The 23,598-nt window shown below is 42.8% G+C and carries 19 protein-coding genes and 2 pseudogenes; 15 read left to right on the top strand and 6 right to left on the bottom strand.

Annotated elements, in window-relative coordinates; genetic code table 11:
* Positions 1-774: 774 nt before the first annotated feature.
* Positions 775-1,332 (top strand): annotated as a pseudogene (locus tag ACM0OZ_RS22855) (AEC family transporter); the annotation flags it as partial.
* A gap of 486 nt (positions 1,333-1,818) precedes the next feature.
* Complete coding sequence (locus tag ACM0OZ_RS22860) at positions 1,819-3,084, top strand: DUF4912 domain-containing protein (RefSeq protein WP_414585107.1); 1,266 nt, start codon at positions 1,819-1,821, stop codon at positions 3,082-3,084.
* 93 nt (positions 3,085-3,177) lie between these two features.
* Here ACM0OZ_RS22860 and ACM0OZ_RS22865 read toward each other — a convergent pair whose 3' ends face one another.
* From ACM0OZ_RS22865 to ACM0OZ_RS22875, 3 genes and pseudogenes are all read right to left on the bottom strand, one after another.
* Positions 3,178-3,615: an Rpn family recombination-promoting nuclease/putative transposase gene (locus ACM0OZ_RS22865; RefSeq protein ID WP_414585108.1), complete on the bottom strand. Its 438-nt coding sequence runs from the start codon at positions 3,613-3,615 to the stop codon at positions 3,178-3,180.
* Between the two features lie 105 nt (positions 3,616-3,720).
* Complete coding sequence (locus tag ACM0OZ_RS22870; RefSeq protein WP_414585109.1) at positions 3,721-4,875, bottom strand: RNA-guided endonuclease InsQ/TnpB family protein; 1,155 nt, start codon at positions 4,873-4,875, stop codon at positions 3,721-3,723.
* Between the two features lie 246 nt (positions 4,876-5,121).
* Positions 5,122-5,499: pseudogene (locus tag ACM0OZ_RS22875) on the bottom strand (hypothetical protein); the annotation flags it as partial.
* Positions 5,500-5,600: 101 nt separating this feature from the next.
* Between ACM0OZ_RS22875 and ACM0OZ_RS22880 the strand changes: the two are divergent.
* The 5 genes from ACM0OZ_RS22880 to ACM0OZ_RS22900 all read left to right on the top strand — a co-directional run bounded on the left by ACM0OZ_RS22880 (position 5,601) and on the right by ACM0OZ_RS22900 (position 10,691).
* Positions 5,601-6,542, top strand: a complete 942-nt coding sequence (locus ACM0OZ_RS22880; RefSeq protein ID WP_414585110.1) for a phosphodiester glycosidase family protein — start codon at positions 5,601-5,603, stop codon at positions 6,540-6,542.
* A 148-nt stretch (positions 6,543-6,690) separates the two neighbouring features.
* Positions 6,691-7,260 carry a hypothetical protein gene (locus ACM0OZ_RS22885; protein ID WP_414585111.1) on the top strand — a complete coding sequence of 190 codons (570 nt, stop codon included), beginning with the start codon at positions 6,691-6,693 and terminating at the stop codon, positions 7,258-7,260.
* A gap of 414 nt (positions 7,261-7,674) precedes the next feature.
* The gene (locus ACM0OZ_RS22890) at positions 7,675-8,868 is read left to right on the top strand and encodes an acyltransferase family protein (RefSeq protein ID WP_414585112.1); all 1,194 of its coding nucleotides are present in this window, start codon (positions 7,675-7,677) and stop codon (positions 8,866-8,868) included.
* A 211-nt stretch (positions 8,869-9,079) separates the two neighbouring features.
* The gene (locus tag ACM0OZ_RS22895; protein WP_414585113.1) at positions 9,080-9,469 is read left to right on the top strand and encodes a DUF2358 domain-containing protein; all 390 of its coding nucleotides are present in this window, start codon (positions 9,080-9,082) and stop codon (positions 9,467-9,469) included.
* A 43-nt stretch (positions 9,470-9,512) separates the two neighbouring features.
* A complete protein-coding gene (locus tag ACM0OZ_RS22900) occupies positions 9,513-10,691 on the top strand; it encodes a TRC40/GET3/ArsA family transport-energizing ATPase (protein WP_414585114.1) in 1,179 nt (392 codons plus the stop codon).
* Between the two features lie 257 nt (positions 10,692-10,948).
* Here the strand turns inward: ACM0OZ_RS22900 and dnaN are convergent, their stop codons facing one another.
* Positions 10,949-12,112, bottom strand: coding sequence for a DNA polymerase III subunit beta (gene dnaN, locus ACM0OZ_RS22905; RefSeq protein WP_414585115.1), 1,164 nt, complete (start codon positions 12,110-12,112; stop codon positions 10,949-10,951).
* A gap of 8 nt (positions 12,113-12,120) precedes the next feature.
* Here dnaN and ACM0OZ_RS22910 point away from each other — a divergent pair, with 8 nt between their 5' ends.
* Complete coding sequence (locus ACM0OZ_RS22910) at positions 12,121-12,303, top strand: hypothetical protein (RefSeq protein ID WP_414585116.1); 183 nt, start codon at positions 12,121-12,123, stop codon at positions 12,301-12,303.
* Positions 12,304-12,503: 200 nt separating this feature from the next.
* Here ACM0OZ_RS22910 and dnaA read toward each other — a convergent pair whose 3' ends face one another.
* Complete coding sequence (dnaA, locus tag ACM0OZ_RS22915) at positions 12,504-13,874, bottom strand: chromosomal replication initiator protein DnaA (RefSeq protein ID WP_414585117.1); 1,371 nt, start codon at positions 13,872-13,874, stop codon at positions 12,504-12,506.
* A 176-nt stretch (positions 13,875-14,050) separates the two neighbouring features.
* Between dnaA and ACM0OZ_RS22920 the strand changes: the two genes are divergently transcribed.
* From ACM0OZ_RS22920 to ACM0OZ_RS22950, 7 genes are all read left to right on the top strand, one after another.
* A complete protein-coding gene (locus ACM0OZ_RS22920) occupies positions 14,051-15,277 on the top strand; it encodes an HhoA/HhoB/HtrA family serine endopeptidase (RefSeq protein WP_414585118.1) in 1,227 nt (408 codons plus the stop codon).
* A gap of 303 nt (positions 15,278-15,580) precedes the next feature.
* The gene (gene def / locus ACM0OZ_RS22925; protein ID WP_414585119.1) at positions 15,581-16,114 is read left to right on the top strand and encodes a peptide deformylase; all 534 of its coding nucleotides are present in this window, start codon (positions 15,581-15,583) and stop codon (positions 16,112-16,114) included.
* A gap of 94 nt (positions 16,115-16,208) precedes the next feature.
* Positions 16,209-17,486, top strand: a complete 1,278-nt coding sequence (locus tag ACM0OZ_RS22930) for an HMA2 domain-containing protein (protein ID WP_414585120.1) — start codon at positions 16,209-16,211, stop codon at positions 17,484-17,486.
* Complete coding sequence (locus tag ACM0OZ_RS22935) at positions 17,446-18,441, top strand: hypothetical protein (protein ID WP_414585121.1); 996 nt, start codon at positions 17,446-17,448, stop codon at positions 18,439-18,441. The genes ACM0OZ_RS22930 and ACM0OZ_RS22935 overlap by 41 nt, the downstream gene beginning before the upstream one ends.
* A gap of 319 nt (positions 18,442-18,760) precedes the next feature.
* The gene (locus tag ACM0OZ_RS22940) at positions 18,761-21,019 is read left to right on the top strand and encodes a heavy metal translocating P-type ATPase (RefSeq protein ID WP_414585190.1); all 2,259 of its coding nucleotides are present in this window, start codon (positions 18,761-18,763) and stop codon (positions 21,017-21,019) included.
* Between the two features lie 71 nt (positions 21,020-21,090).
* The gene (locus ACM0OZ_RS22945) at positions 21,091-21,399 is read left to right on the top strand and encodes a DUF5132 domain-containing protein (protein ID WP_414585122.1); all 309 of its coding nucleotides are present in this window, start codon (positions 21,091-21,093) and stop codon (positions 21,397-21,399) included.
* Positions 21,400-21,516: 117 nt separating this feature from the next.
* On the top strand, positions 21,517-22,095 hold the full coding sequence (locus ACM0OZ_RS22950; RefSeq protein ID WP_414585123.1) for an HMA2 domain-containing protein: 579 nt from the start codon (positions 21,517-21,519) through the stop codon (positions 22,093-22,095).
* Between the two features lie 140 nt (positions 22,096-22,235).
* Here the strand turns inward: ACM0OZ_RS22950 and ACM0OZ_RS22955 are convergent, their stop codons facing one another.
* Positions 22,236-23,582: a YCF48-related protein gene (locus tag ACM0OZ_RS22955; protein WP_414585124.1), complete on the bottom strand. Its 1,347-nt coding sequence runs from the start codon at positions 23,580-23,582 to the stop codon at positions 22,236-22,238.
* Between the last annotated feature and the right edge of the window lie 16 nt (positions 23,583-23,598).

Here is a 23,598-nt window from a genome sequence, read left to right on the forward strand (position 1 = left end):
GATAATTTCACTTATTTACTACTTACTAGCTCCGGAGAGTGACAGAAGAGGGATAAATGAGATAAAAAAGTTTATAGCAATTCTATTTGATTTGTGAAAATCGCACATACTTAGATTCCCGACTTCTTTAAGAAGTCGGGAATCTTGTTGTTCACAAATTATTTAGGATTGCTATGGATGGCAAAATGTCAAGACTTTTTATCCTAAAGAAAGTTAGGTTATACCAAATCCGAATCTAAAACCCCCTTTATAATTTAGTCCGCGTAGCGGGCTTTGTTTGTGTACCCGTAAAGTCCGCGATTACGGACATCGCTTGGGCTAAAAAAGGGTTAGAAAAGCGGATTTGGTATTACTCCTATCTAAGCTTCGTTTAGGATTATTCTGCTACACAGAACATGACTAAACTTGTTTAAAGTTTATCATTCAACTAAAGTTTCCTTTAGAGGGTCTGCTTCCCGCTTCATTCAAGGGAGTCGGCTCCAACAGTCCCCGGGCGTAAAGAAAGGATGTAGCCCATCCTATTTATCAAAACTTTATGAGCTTTGAAGCTTTTAGCCACTTTAAACCGCTATTTTCAGCAAATTTAACAAATCGTGGACTTGACCTTTGACCTTTTTACAGGCTTGCTAGTAATGACCGCGACTATGGTTTACAAACCATTTTTTTTAGCCTTGGTTTTCGGCATTGAATTAATTTTACAACACAAAGTCAAAAAGCTTACTCATATTGAAGAGATATAAGTAAGTTTAATAATGTTTTTAGCTATTTAATTTAGCTCTCAACTGGGCTGTCCTTTACAGTATTACCCACAATGTCATCGGCACCTATGGCTTTGGAGTTGTGATTGCCAGCTACTTCAATCATTCGCAATCCGAAAATCGCTGGTGGATACAAGTGCGTGATGTTCTGAGTGTACCTCCTCTATGGGCATTTCTCTTCGGCTATCTCACTCGCTCTGTACAACTACCATCCATAATTGAGTCAGGACTCCAAGGTTCTGTAAACATCGTTATCGCCTGCGCCTTTTTACTAACTGGTATTCGCTTAGCACAGCTTCAAGGGTGGAAGAGTTTGAAACTTGCCTTCGTCCCCGCTTTCCTGAGGGTTTTTATTACACCCCTACTTGTTGGTCTAGCAACAACTTTATTTTTTGGATTATCAGGTTCACCACGTTTAGCAATGGTCTTAATGTCTGGTGTACCCACGGCTTTTGCTGGTCTGATTTTGGCAGAAGAGTACAACCTCGATCGCGATTTGATTGCCAGCAGTATCATCATTTCCACACTGTTGTTACTCCTTGTACTTCCTTTGTGGATTTTGATTTTCGGCTAATCAGTTATTAGGGATGTCTGTCACATCCCCCTCCACCTACACGGGCGCAAGGTATTGCGCCCCAAGATCCCCACACAATGCAATTGTCAAGGTATCTTGACAATTGCGCTATTTACCAGATGCTGTGTTGGGTTTTAACAAGCTAGAATGTCATAAAATCATAACTTAATGATCCCCAAACGGCTGATAAAATCGTGAAAAGCTGAAAAATGCGTCTTGCGACCCCTTGATCCCAGTGGAGGGTTAGTGGTTAATATTTATTAACAGAAAGCTCCTTCGCTCCCCTATAAAAAGTGCTGATTTTGGCATGAGGTGGGAATTGAAAGGAAGTGACCCGCAATTTAAAAACACACTAAAAAAAACATAAACAACTGGGCAAAACCAGGAGTCAGGAATAAGAAGTTTATCTGGCGTTAATGGCTATATATCAGCCACTTGTTAACCAGGGGACATCACCAACCTTTCAAACTACTGGAGGCCAAATTCATGGCAAAAGAACGCCCACCGCTAGAAGAGATGACATTGCGGCAACTACGTAAAGTTGCTAGCGAATATAGCATCTCTCGTTATAGCCGAATGCGTAAATCGCAACTGCTGGCATCTATTCAAGAAGCTCAGCGCAGCAAAGTTTCTCTCAGCCAATCTCGTTCACTGGAGGCACAGGAAACCGTGGAAGCAGCAAAATTTGAGTTGGGTCAAGTAGACCGTACGGGTGGAACTCTGGCTGATGTTGATGAAGGACTCGCGGATCTGCCAGCAGGGTATGGAGAAAGCCGTATTGTTCTATTGCCCCGTGATCCACAGTGGGCTTATACCTACTGGGATGTGTCCAACGAACACAAAGAAGAACTGCGGCGACAAGGGGGACAACAGCTGGCACTGCGTATTTATGATGTCACCGACATCAACTTGGAATACCAAAGCCCCCACAGCATTCAGGAATATCCTAGTGATGAACTCGCACGCGAATGGTATCTACCAGTTCCAGTGAGCGATCGCGATTATGTCATCGACATCGGTTACCGTTGCGCTGATGGTCGTTGGTTAGTACTAGCTCGTTCTGCACCCGTCCACGTTCCTCCTGTGTATCCTTCCGACTGGATTGAAGACGTCTTCATCACAGTCAACTTTGAAGAAGATTTGCAGGGCAAAACCTTCTATGAACTGGTTCCGCCCACCAAGAAAGTGGCATCGGCTGCTACAAGCAACGGCAACGGCAACGGCAACGCCACCGGCAACGCCATTTATGACCAAATCTTTGGGTTGGCTGAGTCTGCCGAAGCACAAAGGGTTGCTGGTTCTCTGTTTGGTTCGATGCAACAGGTTCCTAGTTCTGTCACTCCAGAACAAGCCATCAGCTCCTACGTCTTCCCCTCTGGCGTTGGTATGTGGGCAGTTCCAACCGTGTCCGGTTTAACCGCGTCCGGTGTGGGTATGTCCGGTGCTGGTTTCTCTGGCGACGTACCGATGCGTCCGCGTAAGTTCTGGTTAATTGCTGATGCTGAGTTGATTGTTTACGGTGCAACCGAACCGGACGCTACCGTAACAATTGGCGGTCGTCCAATTAAGCTGAATCCAGATGGTACCTTCCGCTTCCAGATGTCCTTCCAGGATGGTTTGATTGACTATCCGATTTTGGCTGTTGCTGCTGATGGTGAACAAACACGGTCAATTCACATGAAGTTTAACCGTGAGACACCATCTCGCAATACAAATACCAAAGAAGAAGCTGTTTTAGAATGGCTCTCTTAATTTTGGGTTTTTGATTAATTACAATCAGAATAAAAATTTATCCTCCGTTACAGCATAACCGTAGCGGAGGTTTTGCATTTGGGATAATTTTGTTTATGAAAGTTGGGTCGCCAGCCAGTTGATTAAATCAGTTTCGCTGGAGAAATCTAAAAGCGCTTCTCCCAAATCCTCCAACTGAGGAACTGATAAGCTGCGAATCTGCTCTTGCAACTGAGGGTTAACAGAACCAATGCGGCGATTGAGTAGACGCATAGTGTATGCTAACGCCTCTTGCTTCTTGCCTTTTTGCTCGCCCTTTTGAAGGATATCCTGATAAATTACAGATTCCTGCATAATTTCCTCTCGAAACAATCGTTGAATCAAATTTTTGTCAAACCGCAAACCTGCCAGGATTTGGGTACAAGCCGAGATATTCTGTCGCTCATCGTTTTCCTCAATCATATCGACCTGAGCAGCGACCTGTTCTAATAATGAATTTGGTGAGTCGCTACGAGCTAAAGTTGCTAGTGGTAGGAGGGCGGGATTAGCCAATAATGGTGTAGGGTCTTGCTGTTCCTTATTTACTAGACATCATTTGACATCGGTCAACAATTCCTGCTTCAACCAAGGCAGTCGGCTGCTACTTGTCCACAGGCGTTAAGTTCGGGACGAACCGACCCTACTGCATTTATCATCTGGTGCATTTGCAAGATTAATAGCCGCGTGCAAGTCTCTGTCTTCTGTATGTCCGCAACTAGGGCAATTAAACACACGGTCTTTCAGTTTCAATCCGTCGTGTTTATGTTTACACTTTCGGCACTGCTTTGAAGATGGATACCACCGATCAACAATGTCTAGTTTGGAACCAAATACGGGTGTTTTGTACTCCAACTGCCTACGAAACTCGTAGAATCCTAAATCACTAATTGCTGACGATAGCTTGCGGTTAGCAACCATGCCCGACACGTTAAGATCCTCAATCTTGATGTGGGCATACTTTTTGCAAATGCTTGTTGTTGTCTTGTTTAGAAAATCTTGTCGTTTGTCCGCAATCCGCTTATGGAACCGTGCCAACTTTTTGTAATACTTCTTGGCGCTGTTTGAAGCCTTTTCGCCAGTACGCTTATTACCGCATTGCTTATTGCGGTTATGGTACTGAAATTGCCCTAGCTTGGTTTTCGCTATCTTATAGGGCTTCGGAGCTTCAATCTCGGTTTCATCACTGATTGTGGCAAATGTCTTTACCCCTAAATCAATTCCTACGGGTTCAGCAACTGCGTGCATGATAGGTGGGATACGTTCTGCATCAACCGCAAAACAGACGTACCATGCGTCTGCTTCACGAGATATTGTGAAAGTCTGACTGACGTAACTTTCTTTTAACGGTTCTTGCAGCCGAAATGTACCAAGGGTAGGAATCTTGATAGACTTGCCTGACTTAACCAGTACTACTCCATTGCCGTCATAAACAGTAAATGACTGTTTGTTCTTACGGGTTTTACGTACTGGATTTTTGGCAATTCCTTTGCGCCATCTACTAAATGCTGTCTGCAAATCTTGCAATGCTGACTGATAAACTTTGGATGACATTTGATTCATCCAAGCAAATTCAGCACGCTTTTTGGTGACATTTGTCAAACACTTCTTGATAGCTTGTATTCGCTTGCTGTCCGATGCTTTTAAGCCAGCATCTACTGATTGCCAAAACAGGTCGAGTCCATAGTTATAAACTAACCGAGAAAAGCCTGCATATTGTGCCATTAAGCAATGCTGTTGTTTATTCAGTTTTAAGCGTCGCTTAATTGCAAACATTAGTTTTTTCTTTTAGGTTATACTCATTGTAACGCAATATTAGTTACATATATGGGTAAATACAACTTGAACGTGAGAATTTCTCAACAAGAAAGACAAATTTTAGATCAATATTGTGCAGCAGTAGAAAGAACTCAGTCCGATGTCATTCGTGAGTTCATTCGATCACTAGAAGGCAAGGTCAGGAAGAGTCAAGATGTTAAGTGATGTTATGTAATGTCCAATAAATCAGTTACTAGCAGTTAACTCCCATATACGGATGACTCGAGAGCGATGTCTGGTATTTGTATCCACGTACTCTTGCCTAAAGACGATTTCTGAGGTTGTTTGCTGTAAAAAAATGACAACCTGCTCAATCTGACAACCATATTCCCGCTTTAATCGCATATAGTAATCCAACATCCGAAAATCCATAGCAGGATTAGATGTCGGTAGGGTTTGAAATTCCAAGTGCAGAATAGTATTAATAATTTGTAGAAAAGTGACAGAGTCAGCACGAATAGGTTCTAAACTGAGTTCTGTTTTGAGTATCTCAATGTCGGACGTCTCAGTTGAAAGTAACCATTTGATAAAATCAGCCGGATATTGTTCGGCGAGATATTTACAGGTGTTGTCGTAGCTCAAGTTAGATTTGTTGTGGAAATAAAGGTTGATATGAGTTAATTATCATTCTCTCATTAACTGTTTATACTTACTGATAGTGAAAATCTGAGAATTATCTAAATATGTCTAAAAATAAATTTATCTGTTTCTTATCTACATTAGTTCCCATACTTGTTTGTTTTGCCTGTAAACAGACTTCTCAAACTTTAGCTAAAACACAAGTTACACAACAATGTTTGGGAAACAATACAAAGTTCAGTCTAGATTTTTTTAAAACTAACAACCAAGGTAAAAAAGATGGAAGAGGCATTAATCATGTCATTATCTTCAACCCCAAATCAGAAGAATTAGACTTCAAAGTCAATGTTGGTGTATCTCATCGACTTTATGCAAAAGACAATCAAGGTAAACTACGTCAAGAATATGTACCAAAATTATTTCATGAACTGATCACTGATGAAAACGCAAAATTAAACGGACAAACACCTATTGCAGCAATTAATGCTGATTACATAGATATAGATCATAAACCTCAAGGCTTGAATATTTCTCGGGGAATAGAATATTCAGGAGCTTTTAAGAATAAGCGTTCTTCCTTTGGTATATCAGCAGGTCAACCAAAGCAACGTCAGGCTAGCATCCAGGCAGGAAGAAGAAAGGATAATATTCTTAACTATAACTTAGTAGGTGGTAATGGTAGATTTTATCGCAACGGCAAGTTTAAAGATATCTGTCAAGATTTAGGAGAACTTGCCTGTAAACAAGCAACCAATCGCTCTATGGTAGCTATCACTGATAAAGGCTATATCATTCTGCTAGTTAACGATGCTAAAGCTAATTCCGATATTGAATTATCTGAGTTGAATCAAGAGCTTTTGCCAGATATGTTTGATAATGTCCTTGAAGGAATTGCTCGCAATAATTGTTTGGGCAAGATTCAAGAGGGAATGTTATTTGATGGTGGTATGTCTCCTGGATTGTACTATGATAATAAGTTTTATCTAGAAAACCCAGGATCAATTGGTTCGGTATTTTTAATTTATAGGAAATCTCGAAATAATTAATAAACAAATAGCATAGCGGTGAATTAATAATTTTCAATTATAGTAAGTACTTAAAAAACAGCTACGCCAAAAGACAGACTTGTCGGTAAAGCAGATCACATGACCACCTCAAAACGGTACGCTAGAGGCGGAAGCTTAAAAAAAGACTATGACACCCTCTGAAATCGCGGACACGCTCAAAGAATTATTTGATGCAGCGTCTATCAATGCTATTACCCCTGGTTCTTGGCAAATAGAAACTGCAAATTTTCGGCTGCTGGTGATGCTTTCGGACGATGAAAGTTGGTTGCGCGTTTTGTTACCCATTATGCCAGCATCTGAGGCTCAACCCTTTATAGAACAGTTCTTAGAAGCAAACTTTGACGATACTCAGGAAGTACGGTACGCCTTGCAGCAAGGGGTTGTGTGGGGGGTGTTTCAGCATAACTGCAATAGTTTAGTCACAGAAGATTTTCGGGATGCGATCGCCCGACTTATTCTTCTCCATCGCACTGGCTTAGATAATGTCTTTAATCGGCTGATTGAAAGACGCATTCGGCAAATTATACAGGCAGCAAAACAGCAAGGTCAATCCCTTCAAGCTACTATGCAAAATCTAGACCGCTTTTATGCAGAAGGATTGATGGGCGAGGTTAACCAAACTTCTCAGGCGCGTGAAGAAGTTCTCGCTGCATGGCGGTATCAGTTGGAGCGACTTTGGCCAGAAGTAGAACCCTAAAGACTAACCCAAGTTGTTAATGACAAAAATGCCCTCAAAACTGTCTTTTAGAAAATTTGTGACTATCAGCTTTTTTTCCAAAAAATTGAAGTCAGTCATCTCTTGACTATTTTTTTATAACCATTTTATGGTATCTTTACATTACAGTTTACCAAAAAGAATATTTTCTTGAAATAGAAAATATTAATGGGTTATAGCATAATGTCTGAGTCTATAATCAATTCCCAAAATGACAAAAAAATATGATACAAAACTCTGAGAGAAAAAAATCTGAATGTTGCCCCTGCGACCACCCATAGCGTTAACTCAGATAAAACAATATTGCTATATGGCGATTTGATTGAGTAATTTAATGTCTGCGCTTCTTGAGTAAATTTGTACGAATTAACAGAAAGCATCACAGGAAGTTCACCCATGACTCAATCTACAGAACAGTCTACCAACAAGCGAGTACATCTTCACTATTTAGATGGCTTACGTGGACTTGCAGCATTATACGTGGTATTTTCCCACCTATGGGAATTACAGGAAAATAATGTATCTAGTTTATGGCTCGTTGCTACCAAAATTTTCCGATATGGACTCTTCAGTGTCTCAGTCTTTATTGTTCTTTCTGGATACTGTTTGATGCTGCCGGTGGTTCGCTCTCAAACAGGTCAGATTTCAGGAAGTTTGCTCTCTTACATTAAGAAGCGATCGCGAAGAATTCTGCCGCCTTATTATGCCGCTCTTTTTACATCGATTATTGTTGCTTTAGTAATAACAATTTTGGTGAAATTCCAAATTTTCCCCTGGAATGATAATTTGTGGGGTCATTTTTCTCGGAATTTCACATTTGGTGATGTCTTTTATCACCTGTTACTCATTCACAATTTGACACCTGGAGATAAACTGTTTCATATCAACGGCCCATTATGGAGCGTAGCAACAGAATGGCAGATATACTTCATTTTTCCTCTGGTATTACTGCCTATATGGCGGCGTTTGGGTTTGTTTTCAGTTGTCGTTATCGCCTTCTTATTGGGACTAACACCCCACTATTTACTACACGGATCGATAGACTTAGCGCATCCTTGGTATGTAGGTTTGTTTGCCTTAGGAATGGCTGCCGCAGACATAGGATTTTCTCAAAAGCAGTCAAAGATGCGAATGAAAAATTTGTTACCGTGGGGTTGGCTTGCCACAATATTTTTTGGGCTAGCATTGGTTGCTGACTCGCCAAAATATGGGATAGCAATAATGTGGATTACTGACAGTTTTGTTGGCTTGGCTACTGCCTGTTTGCTAATCTACTGTACTAATTGTGTGATTGATAGCAAACCAACACCTTTAGTTTTGCGAGTGTTTCAATCTCCCTGGGCAGTTGCACTAGGCACATTCTCCTACAGTCTCTATCTAATTCACGTTGTAGTGATGACTCCAGTGAATCAGTATCTACACAGTTTACATCTTTCTCCTCTTGAGAGAAATGTCATATTATATGTAGTCAGTCCCCTAGCGTCTTTGCTAGTCGCATATTCATTTTACATAGTCTTTGAGCGACCATTCATGTCCAATTTTTTGCAAAAGCGGAAAGTTAAAGATGCAATTGTCTCAAGCGATCGCTAACTAATTATTATTGATAGGTAATGTGCAACTTTTATTAGATGACTACAGCAATCCTACTTCAATTGTGGACGTTGCTTGTAGTCTAGGCTTTTAGATTGCGCGGACTGAAAGCCCGCACTACGAACAAATACCTTTTGGAAAGAAAATTTCTATCCTAGTTTAAAGGTAATCTCAAAATTAGGGAGTTATTAAACTAAGTTGCACGTTACCTATGGACATCATTCAAATTCTTCAACAGGACTATCAAAGATTTCCAGAGAATCAGACATATAGCATCTACGCTCAAGACGTTTATTTTCAAGATCCGCTGAACAAATTTCGTGGTGTTGAGCGATACAAGCAGATGATTAAATTCATTAAGACTGTGTTTTTAAATACCAAAATGGACTTGCATGACATTAATCGTGTAGGAGACACAATCAAAACTGAGTGGACACTCAGCTGGAATACCCCCCTTCCTTGGAAACCACGTATTTCTATATCTGGCTGGAGTGAATTGCGCCTCAACGCTCAAGGTTTGATTGTTTCCCACATAGATTATTGGCACTGTTCGCGCTTGGAAGTGCTGAAACAGCATTTATTTCCCTTAAAAAGTTCATAATGTAAATAAGTGTAAATAATTCTCAGCTAGGACAAAACGATCAATGCGCGTAATTTTAATGACAGGCAAAGGCGGTGTGGGAAAAACCTCCGTAGCCGCCGCCACTGGACTCCGTTGTGCAGAACTGGGTTATCGTACACTTGTTTTGAGTACAGATCCAGCTCACTCTTTAGCAGACAGTTTTGACCTAGAACTGGGACACGCACCGAAACAAATTCGCCCCAATTTGTGGGGTGCGGAACTGGATGCACTACTAGAACTAGAGGGAAACTGGGGTTCTGTAAAGCGCTACATCACCCAAGTTTTACAAGCACGCGGTTTAGATGGAGTGCAGGCGGAAGAATTGGCTATTTTACCAGGTATGGATGAGATTTTTGGCTTGGTAAGAATGAAACGCCATTACGATGAAGGGGAGTATGACGTTTTGATTATTGACTCAGCTCCTACCGGCACAGCACTGCGCCTCTTGAGTTTACCAGAAGTTAGTGGCTGGTATATGCGCCGTTTTTACAAACCTTTTCAAAATATTTCTGTTGCACTACGACCTTTAGTTGAACCTTTTTTTAAACCAATTGCTGGGTTCTCTTTACCAGACAAAGAGGTGATGGACGCACCTTACGAGTTTTATCAACAAATTGAAGCTTTGGAAAAAGTATTAACAGATAACACTCAAACCTCGGTGCGCCTCGTTACCAACCCCGAAAAGATGGTGATTAAAGAGTCTCTTCGCGCCCATGCATATCTAAGTTTATATAACGTTGCCACGGATTTAGTCGTCGCAAATCGCATTATTCCCGAAGCAGTGCAAGACCCCTTTTTCCAGCGTTGGAAAGAGAATCAACAGCAGTATCGCCGGGAAATTCATGACAATTTTCATCCATTGCCTGTTAAGGAAGTTCCGCTTTTCTCTGAGGAAATGTGTGGTTTGGATGCCTTAGAACGTCTTAAGGACACGCTCTATAAGGATGAAGATCCATCTCAAGTTTATTACAAAGAAAACACAATTAGAGTAGTACAAGAGAAAAATCAATACAGCTTGGAATTGTACTTACCTGGCATTCCTAAAAATCAGATTCAATTAAGTAAAACTGGAGATGAGTTAAGCATCACAATTGGTAATCACCGCCGGAATTTAGTATTGCCACAAGCTTTGGCAGCGCTGCAACCTGCAGGAGCAAAAATGGAAGAAGACTATCTCAAAATTCGTTTTGCTGCGGTGTGAAGATGAGTTAGAGTGTCAAGGTTGGAATTATGAATTATGAATGATAAAAACTTTTTAATTCATAATTTATATTCTTATTTGAGATGAACCGCTTTACGCCTCATAACTTGGTATGTAGTAAGCGCTTTAGCGCTAAAGCGCTTACTAAGAACTAGTATTTAAGCTTTACTTTTCTTTACATAGTTTGATTTTTTCTCGCCTACTTACTTAGATCCATTAAATTGTCACAAATAACCCTTAACTGAATGGTATTGCTTCTAATTCCTAAGTTGTACGGGCATAGCTAAATAAGTCATCTTCAAACCACCTAGTGGCGTGAAAATCACTGGAGTCAAGTTTCCATTTAGCTGCATTTGAATTTCAGTAGAGGGTAACTCTTTTAAGCCTTCCATTAAATACTTAATATTGAAGGCAATGTCTATATCTTCTCCCAATATCTGTGCTGGCATTAATTCTCTTCCATTACCAACATCTTGAGCTTCACAGGATATAGTAATTTCCTGTGCTTCGCTATCCACGCTGACCTTAACAACATTATTCTTCTGATCTGCGAACACAGCAATCCGCTCCAAAGCGCTCAAAAATTGTTTCCTATCTAAAGTCAATTCCCGCTGAAATTGTCGAGGGATAAGTTGATGGTAAGCCGGATACTGTCCTTCAAGAGTGCGGCTTGTCAAACGTTGATTTTGCCACTCAAAAACAACTTGACCTTGGTCAAAATACAACGCTACAGGTTCATTTTGTGAGTTATTATGAGCGAGCATCCGTGCAAGTTCCCTTAAAGCTCTGGCTGGTACTGTCACTTCTAACTGAGTTTCAGTGTTTGTATCTGGACTTTCGTTAGTCGTTTGCACAACTGCTAGGCGATGTCCGTCGGTTGCTGCAAACTCAAGTGTGTCTTGTTGAACTGTTAAATGCACTCCAGTGAGAACCTGTTTCGTTTCATCTGCACTAGTTGCAAACAGAGAACCTCGCAAGCCCTCAACTAATGCACCAGCAGGAATGTGTAGCGCTTGAGCATTTTCGATCACAGGGAGTTCTGGAAACTCTTCTGCTCCCATTGCTCGTACTTGATAACGCCCACTCTTGGGTGTCAGTGTAACAATTGAGCCTTCTCCGCCTAAGGTGTCACCTGTAGCTGATTCGTCTTCTAGAGTGATTTCACCCTCTGGAAGACGAGCAGTAATATCATTGAGCAGCTTAGCTGGAATCGCAATTGTTCCAGAGTGCAACACCTCAGCGCTAAAACTGGTGCGGATACCCAAGCTGAGGTCAAAGGCTGTTAAGCTGACTTGGTTATTTTCAGCATCCGCTTGTAACAGAACATTAGCAAGTACCGGATGCGTTGGGCGTGAAGGTACAGCACGGCTTGTGAGTGAGAGATGAGTACTGAGGTCGCTTTGGGTGCAAACTAATTTCATGGTGAACTTTGGCTTCTGTGTTGGATATGTTAGCACCACTCAGATGGGTGTTGGGTAGTTCATTAGTCGCACCTGTGGAAATTGTGGAAAACTTAGATGCAGGTCTATTTGAAAGATTCTTTCGCAAGTCCTCACCTGTGGAAAACTTGTGGAAAAGCCGAGGGTATTTTCCACAGGGTATTTATACTTAAATAAAGTTTTCCACTATAACTCTCTAGTTTTCCACAGATTTATTGGGAGTTTTCCACAAAAAATAAAAAAACTTTCACTTATGTAATCTTATCTTAAAGGTTTTTTAGAGTCAGCTTAACATTAGAAATTATCTGTTGCTTGTGGAAAACTCAATATTTTGTTTCTCTATTTCCCGATAACTAAACACCCCTTTTTAAGGTTAATATGATTTTTTGGGACGGCTAGCCATGTTAATGCGATCGCTCAATTGGCGCAGCGTTTGTGCCAAGTTTTGATCTGTTTGTTGCAGTTGAGTAATTTTTTCACAGCTGTACATGACCGTTGTATGGTCTTTCCCACCAAATTCTTCTCCTATTCTAGGCAAACTCAGATCCGTGTGTTTCCGCATGAGATACATTGCGATTTGACGCGCCCAACTAATCTCTCGTCGCCGTGAATTCCCTTTAAGGTCTTCTATTGGTACATCAAAAACTTCAGCTATCACTGTTAAAATTCCTTCTGGTGTAGCTTCTCCCTTCTGCGTTGGCGGTTCTAAAATCGGTGCAAGATTTTCCACCGTCATCGGTAGACCCCAAATAGAAATATACGCTAGCGCTCGAATCAATGCTCCTTCCAACTCTCGAATATTAGAAGTGTAGTGAGAAGCAATATACTCAACGACATCCCTGGGGAGACGAATATTTTCATACTCAGCTTTTTTTTGTAAAATCGCCATTCTCGTTTCTAAATCAGGCGCTTGAATATCAGCAATTAACCCCATAGAAAATCGAGAACACAGACGTTCTTGCAACTGAGGAATTTGGTTGGGAGGGCGATCAGAAGCTAAGACGACTTGCTTGCCTGCTTCATGTAAAGTATTAAAAGTATGGAAAAATTCTTCTTGGGTATATTCCTTACCCTCAATAAACTGAATATCATCCACTAAAAGAACATCAGCAGCACGGTAATGCTCGCGGAAACTTTGCATACTGTCGTTACGGATAGCGGTAATTAAATCATTCGTAAATTGCTCAGTAGAGACGTAAAATATTCTTGAATCTGGACAAATTTCCAATCGATAGTGACCGATCGCCTGCATGAGGTGAGTTTTCCCTAAACCAACGCCACCACACAAGAATAAGGGGTTAAACTCTCTACCAGGATACTCAGCAACTGCTAATGAAGCAGCGTGAGCCATGCGATTGTTCGCACCAACTACGAATCGCGAGAAAACATACTTGGGGTTTAATTCTGGAGTTAGTCGGTTTTGAGGAAGCGTTTCTGGAATACTGGCTTGATCCGCGAATCCGGAAGAAACTTCTTCACTGACAGAAGATTCATCATTGGTAACAGTTATATAAATATCTACCGGATAACCAAGAATATCTTGTACGACATGAGCGATCGTTTTTATGTAATATTTCTGTAACCAATTGCGAGCAAATGGGTTAGGAGTGCAAATCACCAAGCAATTATTTTCCAATCGCTGTGCACTCGCAGTTTTGATCCAAGTTTCAAAGGTGGGACGGGATAGCTCTAATTGTAAGCGCTCTAGTACCTGACTCCACAGATTTTCTATGGCTATTTCCATGATTTACCACCAATGCTCAGCGATCGTCACAATAATTGAAGAGATGGGCAAGCGCCAATCGGAGCAAACTATCCTCGCGCACCACCGAATAAGCTTTTGAGTTGTCATCATTCTTGGACTTCCCCTGGTAGCCAAGATTCTAACACCCACTGATTCATACGGAGAAGCAAAGACACATGAAAACAAAATACCATGGTTTTCAGCCTAAAGATATTGTTGCAGGGCGTTTGCCCCATCTGGTCATACTCCTAAGTAGTGTAGCAGTGATGTCTATTGGGGGTTGTTCCATACCTGCTGGTACCCTTGATGCGGGAAAATCAGATGCTCAGCTTCAAACACCCGTCAAAAGGACAATTGATACCACCTCCACAAATGTATCCGTTGTCTCATCGTCCAGTAATCCTAACTTCGTTGTTGGAGTTGTACAAAAAGTCGGACCTGCAGTTGTTCGCATTGATGCTGCTAGAACAGTAGTTTCTCGGGTACCCGAAGATTTTGATGATCCATTTTTCCAGCGGTTTTTTGGCTCGCAACCTAGAGAAAGAGTAGAACAAGGTAGCGGTTCTGGGTTCATTATTAACTCCGGCGGTCAAATTTTAACGAATTCCCATGTGGTGAACGGTGCTGAAATTGTCAAGGTGAAACTCAAAGATGGTCGCTCTTTTGACGGACGTGTCATGGGTGAAGACCCGCTGACGGATGTTGCTGTGATTAAAATAGAAGCAAATAACTTGCCAACTGTTTCTTTGGGTAACTCTGAAGTTTTGCAACCAGGAGAAGCGGTGATTGCGATTGGTAATCCTCTTGGTTTGGATTATACTGTGACATCTGGTATTATCAGCGCTATAGGTCGTTCTAGCAGTGACATCGGTGTTACTGACAAGCGTGTTGATTTCATTCAAACTGATGCTGCTATTAATCCTGGTAACTCTGGGGGACCACTGCTGAATGCTCGTGGAGATGTCATCGCTATGAATACTGCAATCATTCGCGGCGCTCAAGGCTTGGGATTTGCTATTCCTATTAGTACGGCACAGAAGATTGCTCAGGAATTAATAGCAAAAGGTAGAGTTGAACATCCTTATTTAGGTGTTCAAATGGTAACTTTGAATCCAGAAGTTAAGGAAAAAGTTAAGTCTAGATTAGGGATTAATTTGGCAACAGATAAGGGAGTTTTATTAGTTGATGTTGTGCCGCGTTCTCCAGCAGCCTCCGCTGGACTCAAAGAAGGTGATGTGATTCAAAGCATTGAAAACCAGTCAGTCTCTACAATAGAAGAAGTACAAAAAATAGTCGAAAATAGTAAAATTGGTTTTCCTGTAAAATTACAAGTATTACGCAATGGGCAAACAACACAAATAGCAGTTAAACCTGCACCTTTACCTGTTAGACGTGAAAGCTAAATTATACAGCAGAAGTCAGAAGTCAGGAGGAGGCAGTGCGGTGGTGAACCAGTGCTGCAGGAGGGTTTCCCTCCGCAGGCAACTGGTGAAAGGGTTCCCCGGCATAAAGCAACTGCCGTTCAGAAGTCAGAAGTAAAATTTGCTCAGTGTCTCGGCTTTTAAACAACAACGTTGTACTTCATTTACTTGTAATGTACTGTAAATTATGAAGTATGAATTATGAATTAAAAATATTCCTGATTCATCTTTTATATTTCATAAGTCCTTCATAAGCTTTTCCTATAATTAGGAGTTTTTATTTTTATGGGTGAATTGTTACCAATAATTCAATTAGGCGATCCAATACTGCATCAAAAAGCTACACTGGTAGAAAATATCAATGATCAGCGCATTCAAAAACTGATTGACGACTTAATGGCGACAGTTGCTCAGGCTAACGGTGTTGGGATTGCTGCACCTCAAGTTGCCGAATCCTGTCGTCTATTTATCGTTGCCTCTCGCCCTAATCCCAGGTATCCCAACGCTCCGTCGATGGAACCAACTGCAATGATTAATCCCAAAATCATTGCTTCTTCAACGGAGATAGTTAAAAGTTGGGAAGGTTGTTTGTCTATTCCTGGGATTAGAGGATTAGTTCCAAGATCCCAAGCAATTGAAGTAGAATATACAGACCGAAATGGTAAACTACAAAAGCAAGAATTGACTGATTTTGTAGCTCGTATATTTCAACACGAGTATGACCATCTCGACGGTATCGTCTTTTTAGATAAGCTAGAAAGTACTTTGGACGTAATCACAGAGCAGGAATATCAGAAAAGAGTGATTAACAACACTTAAGTATTAATAATTCTAAAGAGTGATCATATCTTTGGAATTTTAAGTTACATTTAACCTATTGTTAACCATCTGGCTTGACGCAGTTATCGGGTAAATGACCAAAACTCTCAGTAGTCGCGAGAGATTAAGTCCTCGGGAGCAAAAGCTTGTCGATTTAATCTCAGATCACCAACAAGATCATCAACAAAGCGATGAATCAAGTGAAACTACCAGCAAATCTGTTGCACAATCTGTTGCACAATCAACAATGCAACCACCTGTAGGTGGATTGCATATTGTTCATGCAACAGCAGGGCGCGTCCGAATCCGTGCTACTGACGGTAGTCATAACTCGATACTTGAAACCATCTCTCAAAATTTAAGAAAGCAAGATGGGGTCAGGGAAGTCTCCGTTAATGATCAAACGGGCAGTTTAGTCGTTAACTTTGATGAAAAGAAACTGTCCTTGCCCCAGATGTTGGAGAGACTCCAGCAATTTGACATACACCAATTGCCAGCTTCGCCTCAAGCAGAAAGCAAACAAGACCCGTTTGCTGCATGGAAATCTGCTGAATTTTGGAAAGAGCAGGGCATTTCGTTTATTCCGATGTTTACGGGATTAGCAGTCACCGGAGGACTGGGAATCAGTGGTTTGCCATCGATTCCGGTTTACATGATTACGGCAAATGCAACTCGTCGGGTGATTGACTCTCTTAAGCCTCAAGTTGCAGCATCACAAATCAAGAAAAATTCTCAAAAAGCTTCGGAAAAAAAACTCAATAAAACTGACCAACCTTCATCATCAAAAGTGCAGCAAACATTTCCCATCAAAACTGAAAAGTCAACAAATGTTGTTGACAAGGTTAACGACGTAAAAGCACAGCCTGGAAAAATTGCTTATAGCGTTGTTCATGCCATTCCAGGACGTATCAGGTTTAATGTGCCGCGAGTTGCCCGCGATCGCGCTTATGCGCGGCGACTTGAGAGGTTACTGAAAACCGATTCTAAAGTGACAAGCGTGCGTATGAATTGCGATGCAGCATCAATTGCGATCGCCCACAAAGCAGGTGAGATACCAGTGTCCTACTGGGTTGGTTTGATGGAGTTGGCTGACAAAACAATCCCTGAAACAACACCTGTAAAGACAACACCTGTAAACACAACAACAGAGCAACCGCTTCCACCAAATCAGCTTGTAGAACCAGCAGGATCAACAACAGCAGAACAGCAGCCAATCGAAACAGCCAGTATATGGTCTGATTTCAAGACTCCGGCTCTTTCTACGGCTCTATCGTTTCTGGCGAACTTTCCGTTAGACTCAGTTCCCGACTCAGGAACATTGGAGGACAAAAATGGCTGGTTCAACATCGCAATTAACACTGCACTCAAGTAAGAAGTCTCAGGAAACAGAAATAGTAGAGCAAGAGACTCATTCTCCAATAGCAAAGCCACACTCTGCGGTTTATTACAGCATTACCCATGCACTTCCAACCAGAGTAGGATTTTGCATTCCTCGGATATCCGAAGACCGAGAATATGTGCAGCGCTTGCAGAATTTGCTCGCTTGTGAGCCTTGGATAATCACTCAGCAAATCAATTACATGGCAGGGTCTATTGTCATTACTTACAAATCTGGTATTATGTCAGATTCTGAGATTCGTCTGTATTTGGCTAATCTGATTCAATCTGCCAGCAACCCAGAAGAGACAATGCCAGCAACCGAAAAGCCAGTGATTTCATCCTCTGTATCTCAAAGAGCCACTCGTAAGAGCGTTGTACAAGAAAAAGAGAATGGTTATGAAACTGTGAGTGCGGGCGTCTCGTCTGATCCCCGATCAGTTGGGATGGGAGTATCCCTGCAATCCAAATCAGAGAGGGCGGGAGTATCCCTAGGATTGGAATTAAAAGGGGCGGGCAAGATGCCCCGAAGTTCCGATCGGAGGAAACCTCCGCTCGGACTTCTCTCCACCCCACAAGACCAGTTCAATCATGATGTTGGCAAGACTCATGAAACAGTAAAGCAACCAGCAACAGTGACGTATAGCATTGCTCATGCAATTCCAGGGCGAGTACGTTTTCGCGTGCCTCGAATAGCTAAAGACTCAAAATACGTCCAACGGTTGGAGGCGTTGCTCAAAGCAGATCCTGTCGTCACTGGCGAGCACCCCTTCGGGGCGAGCGTGCGCTATCGCGTTAATAACGCGGCAGCCTCGATAGTGATTACCTACAAGCCTGGAGCAATGCTCAATTCCCAAAAGCGTTCTTTGAGCCTTTTGGAACAAGCCATATCATATCTATCGAATCTGATTCAATCTGCTGCTGGGGATACTGTTGTTGCCATAAATTAGCCAGAAGATAGGCAAGCCGTCGCTTGAAAGTAGGATGTATGGGTGTCAGGAAATAGGGTAGCTTTAACAGTTATCAGTTATCAGTTACCAGTTATCAGTATTTTCAGTTATCAGTGACCAGTTATCAGTGACCAATTTCTCTTCACTGTTCACTGGTAACTGTTCACTGTTTACTGATTCGTCCCCCACCCGCCAGTCGCCTACGGAGGGAAACCCTCCTGCAGCGCTGGCTCCCCTTAATGCACCCTATCTGTGTCTTGCACAGCAGGCTTTGAAAATTCAATTTGAACAATTTTTGTATGAGAGAGAAGAAGAAGAAATGGCAGAAGTTAGTGTGCAAATACCGCCCTCCCGAGGTTATGTTTCCGAAGTCGCTGTAGCAGCAAAAAATGGGAAGGGTTCTTTAGTTGAGAGGAATGGACACTCACAGGTTCAGTCTCCCAAAGTTCCATGCAGCCTTGTGCATACGACCCCGGGAAGGATGAGGTTGCGAGTACCTCGCCTGCGTTCTGATGCGGACTATGCACAACGCCTGCAAGTGTTGTTGGAAGCTGACTCCCTTGTCACAAGTGTTCGGATCAAGCCTGCGGCGGCGTCACTGACAGTCACTTATCAACCCAACAAAGTTTCAGATGCTAAGATACGTTCGCATCTGAGCTATTTGATCCAAGCGGCTAGTGAAGTCATCGTTCTCAAACAATCCAAGCCACAACCTGCGTCCGATGAAGAAGAAAAATCTTGGCCTGGGATGCAACTTTCGGCTATAGCTACCGCTTTAGCTGTGTTGGGTGGACCGCTGGGATTTACTATTCCACCTCTGATGGTAGCGGGAAGTATAGCCCTTGCCACATTACCCGTTGTTAAACGAGCTTGGGAGGGGATCTGGGTTGACCGCAAACTGAATATTGACTTTCTGGATTTTATGGCGATCGCCATTACCACAGTCCAAGGTCAATTTCTCACCCCTGCACTGATGCTGAGTTTGATTGAAGTTGGGGAAAACATACGCGATCGCACGGCTCGTTCTTCGGCTAAGCAAACTCTGGATCTGCTCAGTTCTCTCGGACAGTTCGTCTGGGTTGAGCGTGACGGTGAAAAGGTGCAAATTCCCATTCAAGATGTCCAGCGAGGGGATACGGTGATTGTTTACCCTGGCGAACAAGTGCCGGTGGATGGGACAATCCTGCGCGGTAAAGCGCTGCTGGATGAGCAGAAACTCACCGGTGAGTCGATGCCGGTTTTGAAGAAAAAGGGACAAACCGTTTATGCTTCAACCCTGATGCGGGAGGGACGAATTTATATTTCGGCGGAACGGATAGGTAACGACACCTGTGCTGGACAGAGCATTAAGTTAATGCAAGAAGCTCCTGTCCACGATACCCGCATGGAAAACTATGCCTTGAACATTGCTCAAAAAGCTGTCGTGCCAACATTGCTACTGGGTGGGGCAGTATTTGCCGCAACCCGTAACCCAGCACGCGCTGCCAGTGTCCTGACCCTGGACTTTGCCACTGGAATTCGTGTATCAGTTCCAACTACGGTTTTGGCAGCACTAACTTATGCAGCACGGCGCGGTGTTCTGATTCGTAGCGGACGCGCCTTAGAAAAACTCGCAGAAGTTGACACCATTGTGTTTGATAAGACAGGCACACTCACGAAAGGTGAAGTGGATGTTGTTGGTGTCGAAAGTCTGAATCCGGCAACGTCAACGACGCGAGTCCTGGAACTGGCTGCTGCTGCGGAACAGCGTTTAACTCACCCAGTGGCAGAGGCAATTGTGCGCTATGCCCAAACCCAGGGAATCGAAGTTCTGCCCCGTAGCAAGTGGGATTATCAACTTGGTCTGGGCGTGAAAGCACAAATTGACGGCGAGACTGTTTATGTGGGGAGCGAGCGCTTTCTGCGTACTGAAGGCGTGGAGATGAATCTTAATGGTCACCAAAAACAGGCAAAATCACTGATTTATGTCGCGAGTAATGGTCAACTTCAAGGTAGAATAGAGTATAGTGACATACTTCGTCCCGAAAGTCGAGAAGTAATCACATCGCTGTTGACAGTCGAAGGTGTGGAAGTCCACATGCTGACTGGAGACAACAAGCGGACTGCTAGCGCTGTTGCTGCTCAATTAGGAATTCATCCGACGCATACCCACGCAGAAGCTTTTCCTGAACAGAAAGCAACGGTTGTCCGCGAACTGCACGAACAAGGCAAGACAGTTGCATTTGTTGGCGATGGCATCAATGATTCGCCAGCTTTAGCTTATGCTGATGTTTCCGTTTCCTTCGCCAACGGTTCTGAAATTGCCCGCGAAACTGCGGACGTAGTGCTGATGCAGAATGACTTGCATGGTTTGTTGGAGGCAATTGAAATTGCCCGCAAAGCTAGGCAGTTGATTCGGCAAAACACTGGTCTGATCGCCGTTCCTAACATAGGGGCATTGTTGATAGCAGTTTTGTTTGGTCTTAACCCCTTAGCAGCAACAGTCGTTAACAATGGTTCGACAGTCGTTGCAGGAGTCAATGGTTTGCGCCCAATTCTTAAAAGCCGCAAGCAAAAAACTCTACCATCAGTAGGATGAGATAGCTGTCCTAACGATAGTACGATTGTAGACTTTCTAAAATTTTTCAATTCATCAGGAGGAAAATAGTCATGGGATTTAAAATTACTGACTTTGTTGAAGACGCTGGCGCACCTGGTATTATAGCCGGTATTGGAGCAGTACTTTTAGCACCTGTAGTGATTCCGGTCGTGGCTGGCGTTGGTAAACCAATAACCAAGTCACTGATTAAAGGCGGACTTGCTCTGTATGAAAAAAGCAAGGGAGCCGTTGCAGAACTTGGCGAAAGTTGGGAGGACATTGTAGCTGAAGCCAGAGCAGAACTGGCTGAAGGAAGACAGCTACCAGCAGTTGATGTTGCAAGTACCTCTGCTGACAATGTTTCTGATAACGGTATGTAATTTCCAGTCATTTCTTGTTCCCTGGTTCAGCCAGGGAACATTCAAGGAAATTCGTAATTCGTCATGATTTTCTACTTAATGACGAATTACGAATTCCTAAATTAGGAGGGTAGTTAAGTGTTAAAAAATGGTTATATGAATCTCACTCAAATGCCAAAAATTATTGATGAAAACTCTATAAAAACTGCATTTAAACCTATATCTACGCGGGTTGTCAGTTCTACCCCAGGACGCTTGCGTTTGAGAGTTGCACCGTCCCATCGTCAATCTGGGGAAATGCAACGAATTGCTAATGCACTACAAGCAAATCCTAATATTAATCAGGTGCGGACTAATATCCAGAATGGCAGTATTGTTATAAATCATGATGGTGAAAATGGAAGCCTTGACAATGTTTTCGCCTCGCTGCGGGATTTAGGCATTATTTTCGGTGATATCGCATTAGGAAAGTCCCAAGCAGCAGTAGGAGTTTCCAATGCAGTTGTTGATTTGAACAAGCAAGTCCAACAAGCGACAAGTAATGTTGTTGATTTGCGCGTTCTTTTTCCTTTAGGACTGGGTATCTTTTCTATTCGGCAGTTACTTGTTAGGGGATTGCAATTAGAAACGATTCCTTGGTATGTGTTGGCTTGGTATGCCTTTGATAGTTTTATTAAGTTGCACGGCACAAGTCAAGCACAATCCACAAGGGATTAAAAGGTGGGGGTTAGGTTTTTCGTCGTTTTCCACATGGCGTGAAAAGTCAGCCCTTGTAGACGTGTAGAGACGTTGCATGCAACGTCTCTACAAAGGTTATGGTTTTTGCAAATTGTCTTATCGGCAACCGTATTGCTTTATCAGGTATCCAAACGGATCACTCTGCTCTCTGCATCCCCATCTACGGTCAATCTGTAAATAAACATACCTGACGGCAAACGTTCCCCTGAATCGTTTGTTCCGTCCCAGACGACTGATTTGGAACCTGCACCTGGATTGATTTCATCAACTAGTGTGCGGACTTGCGTTCCGAATCGGTTCCAAATATTGATTGTGGCTCGTTTGGTATTGTCCGGGATTGTGTATTCAATTGTCAGCTCACGCTCAAACCGCGCAGGTGCATTTGTAAGCAGAAACGCGGTTGGTGGCACCGCTTCTCGATCAGCAGCGAAGGCTACAGGTGCCTCAGCATACTTGTAAACTGTTGCGCCTGAAGCGTAACCGATGGTCACAGGGTTGCCAAGGAATCGGAATCGATTAATGAATCTACCGATTTCATTGGCATCTTCCCAGTTTTCGCCGCCGTCTTTTGTTTGGCTGCTATAACCTCCTCGGAAATTTTCATCTCCCCAGCCGCCAACCCAACCGCGACTCTCATCAATAAATCCGATTCCTTCTAGATTGGCATTGCCTTGAGGATCGTTAACAGGAAGCCTTTTCCAGGTCTTGCCCCCATCTGTTGTCTTCACAATTGCACCTTGTTTGAAATTTTCCAGAGAGACAAAGCCAATCTCGTCATTCAGGAATTGAATTTTCCAACCCCATTCTCCTAAGGGAAAAGAAGAGCGAATATCTTCGACGCGATTTTCCCAGGTTTTTCCACCATCTTCTGTATAAAGAACAACTGGGATGACATCGTCACGAGTTGGGTTGGAAATACTTTTGTCAGCTTTCCCACCGACAACCCAGCCACGCTCTGGACTAGTGAAATATGTATCAATCAAGATAGTGGCATATTCGCTCATATCCCACGCGGTCCACGTTGCTCCACCATCAACCGTTTTCATCATGCGGGCGGGGATATCAAGAGGATCGTTGGTGCCGGAAGCGTAAATGACCGATTCATTGACTACCGAAAGACCACAAATCTTCACCGGAGCGTTTTCAGGGAGATTCTCTACACCAGTCCAAGTCTCCCCTCCATCAGTTGTGTGATAAAGGCGTTGCTCCGGAGATACTGTTCCAACCCAACCATTTAAGGGGGTTGTAAAACCAACGCACCTCAACCAAACTCCTCGATTCGTACCTGGAGTAATAGGTGTTTGGAATTGTTGCTTCCAGTTAACGCCGCCATCGGTGGTTTTCAAAATTTTACCGTCGCTATTTACTGCCCAACCAGTGGAAGCGTTAATAAACCAAATATCGTCGTATCTTCTTTGAGACGGAGCATTCGTGGGGAACCACTGAAAACCTGAAGAATTCGTCATGACAAAAATTTCTCCT

Origin of the sequence: Scytonema sp. PCC 10023 (assembly GCF_963920835.1) — a bacterium.
Lineage (GTDB): Bacteria > Cyanobacteriota > Cyanobacteriia > Cyanobacteriales > Nostocaceae > Kalymmatonema.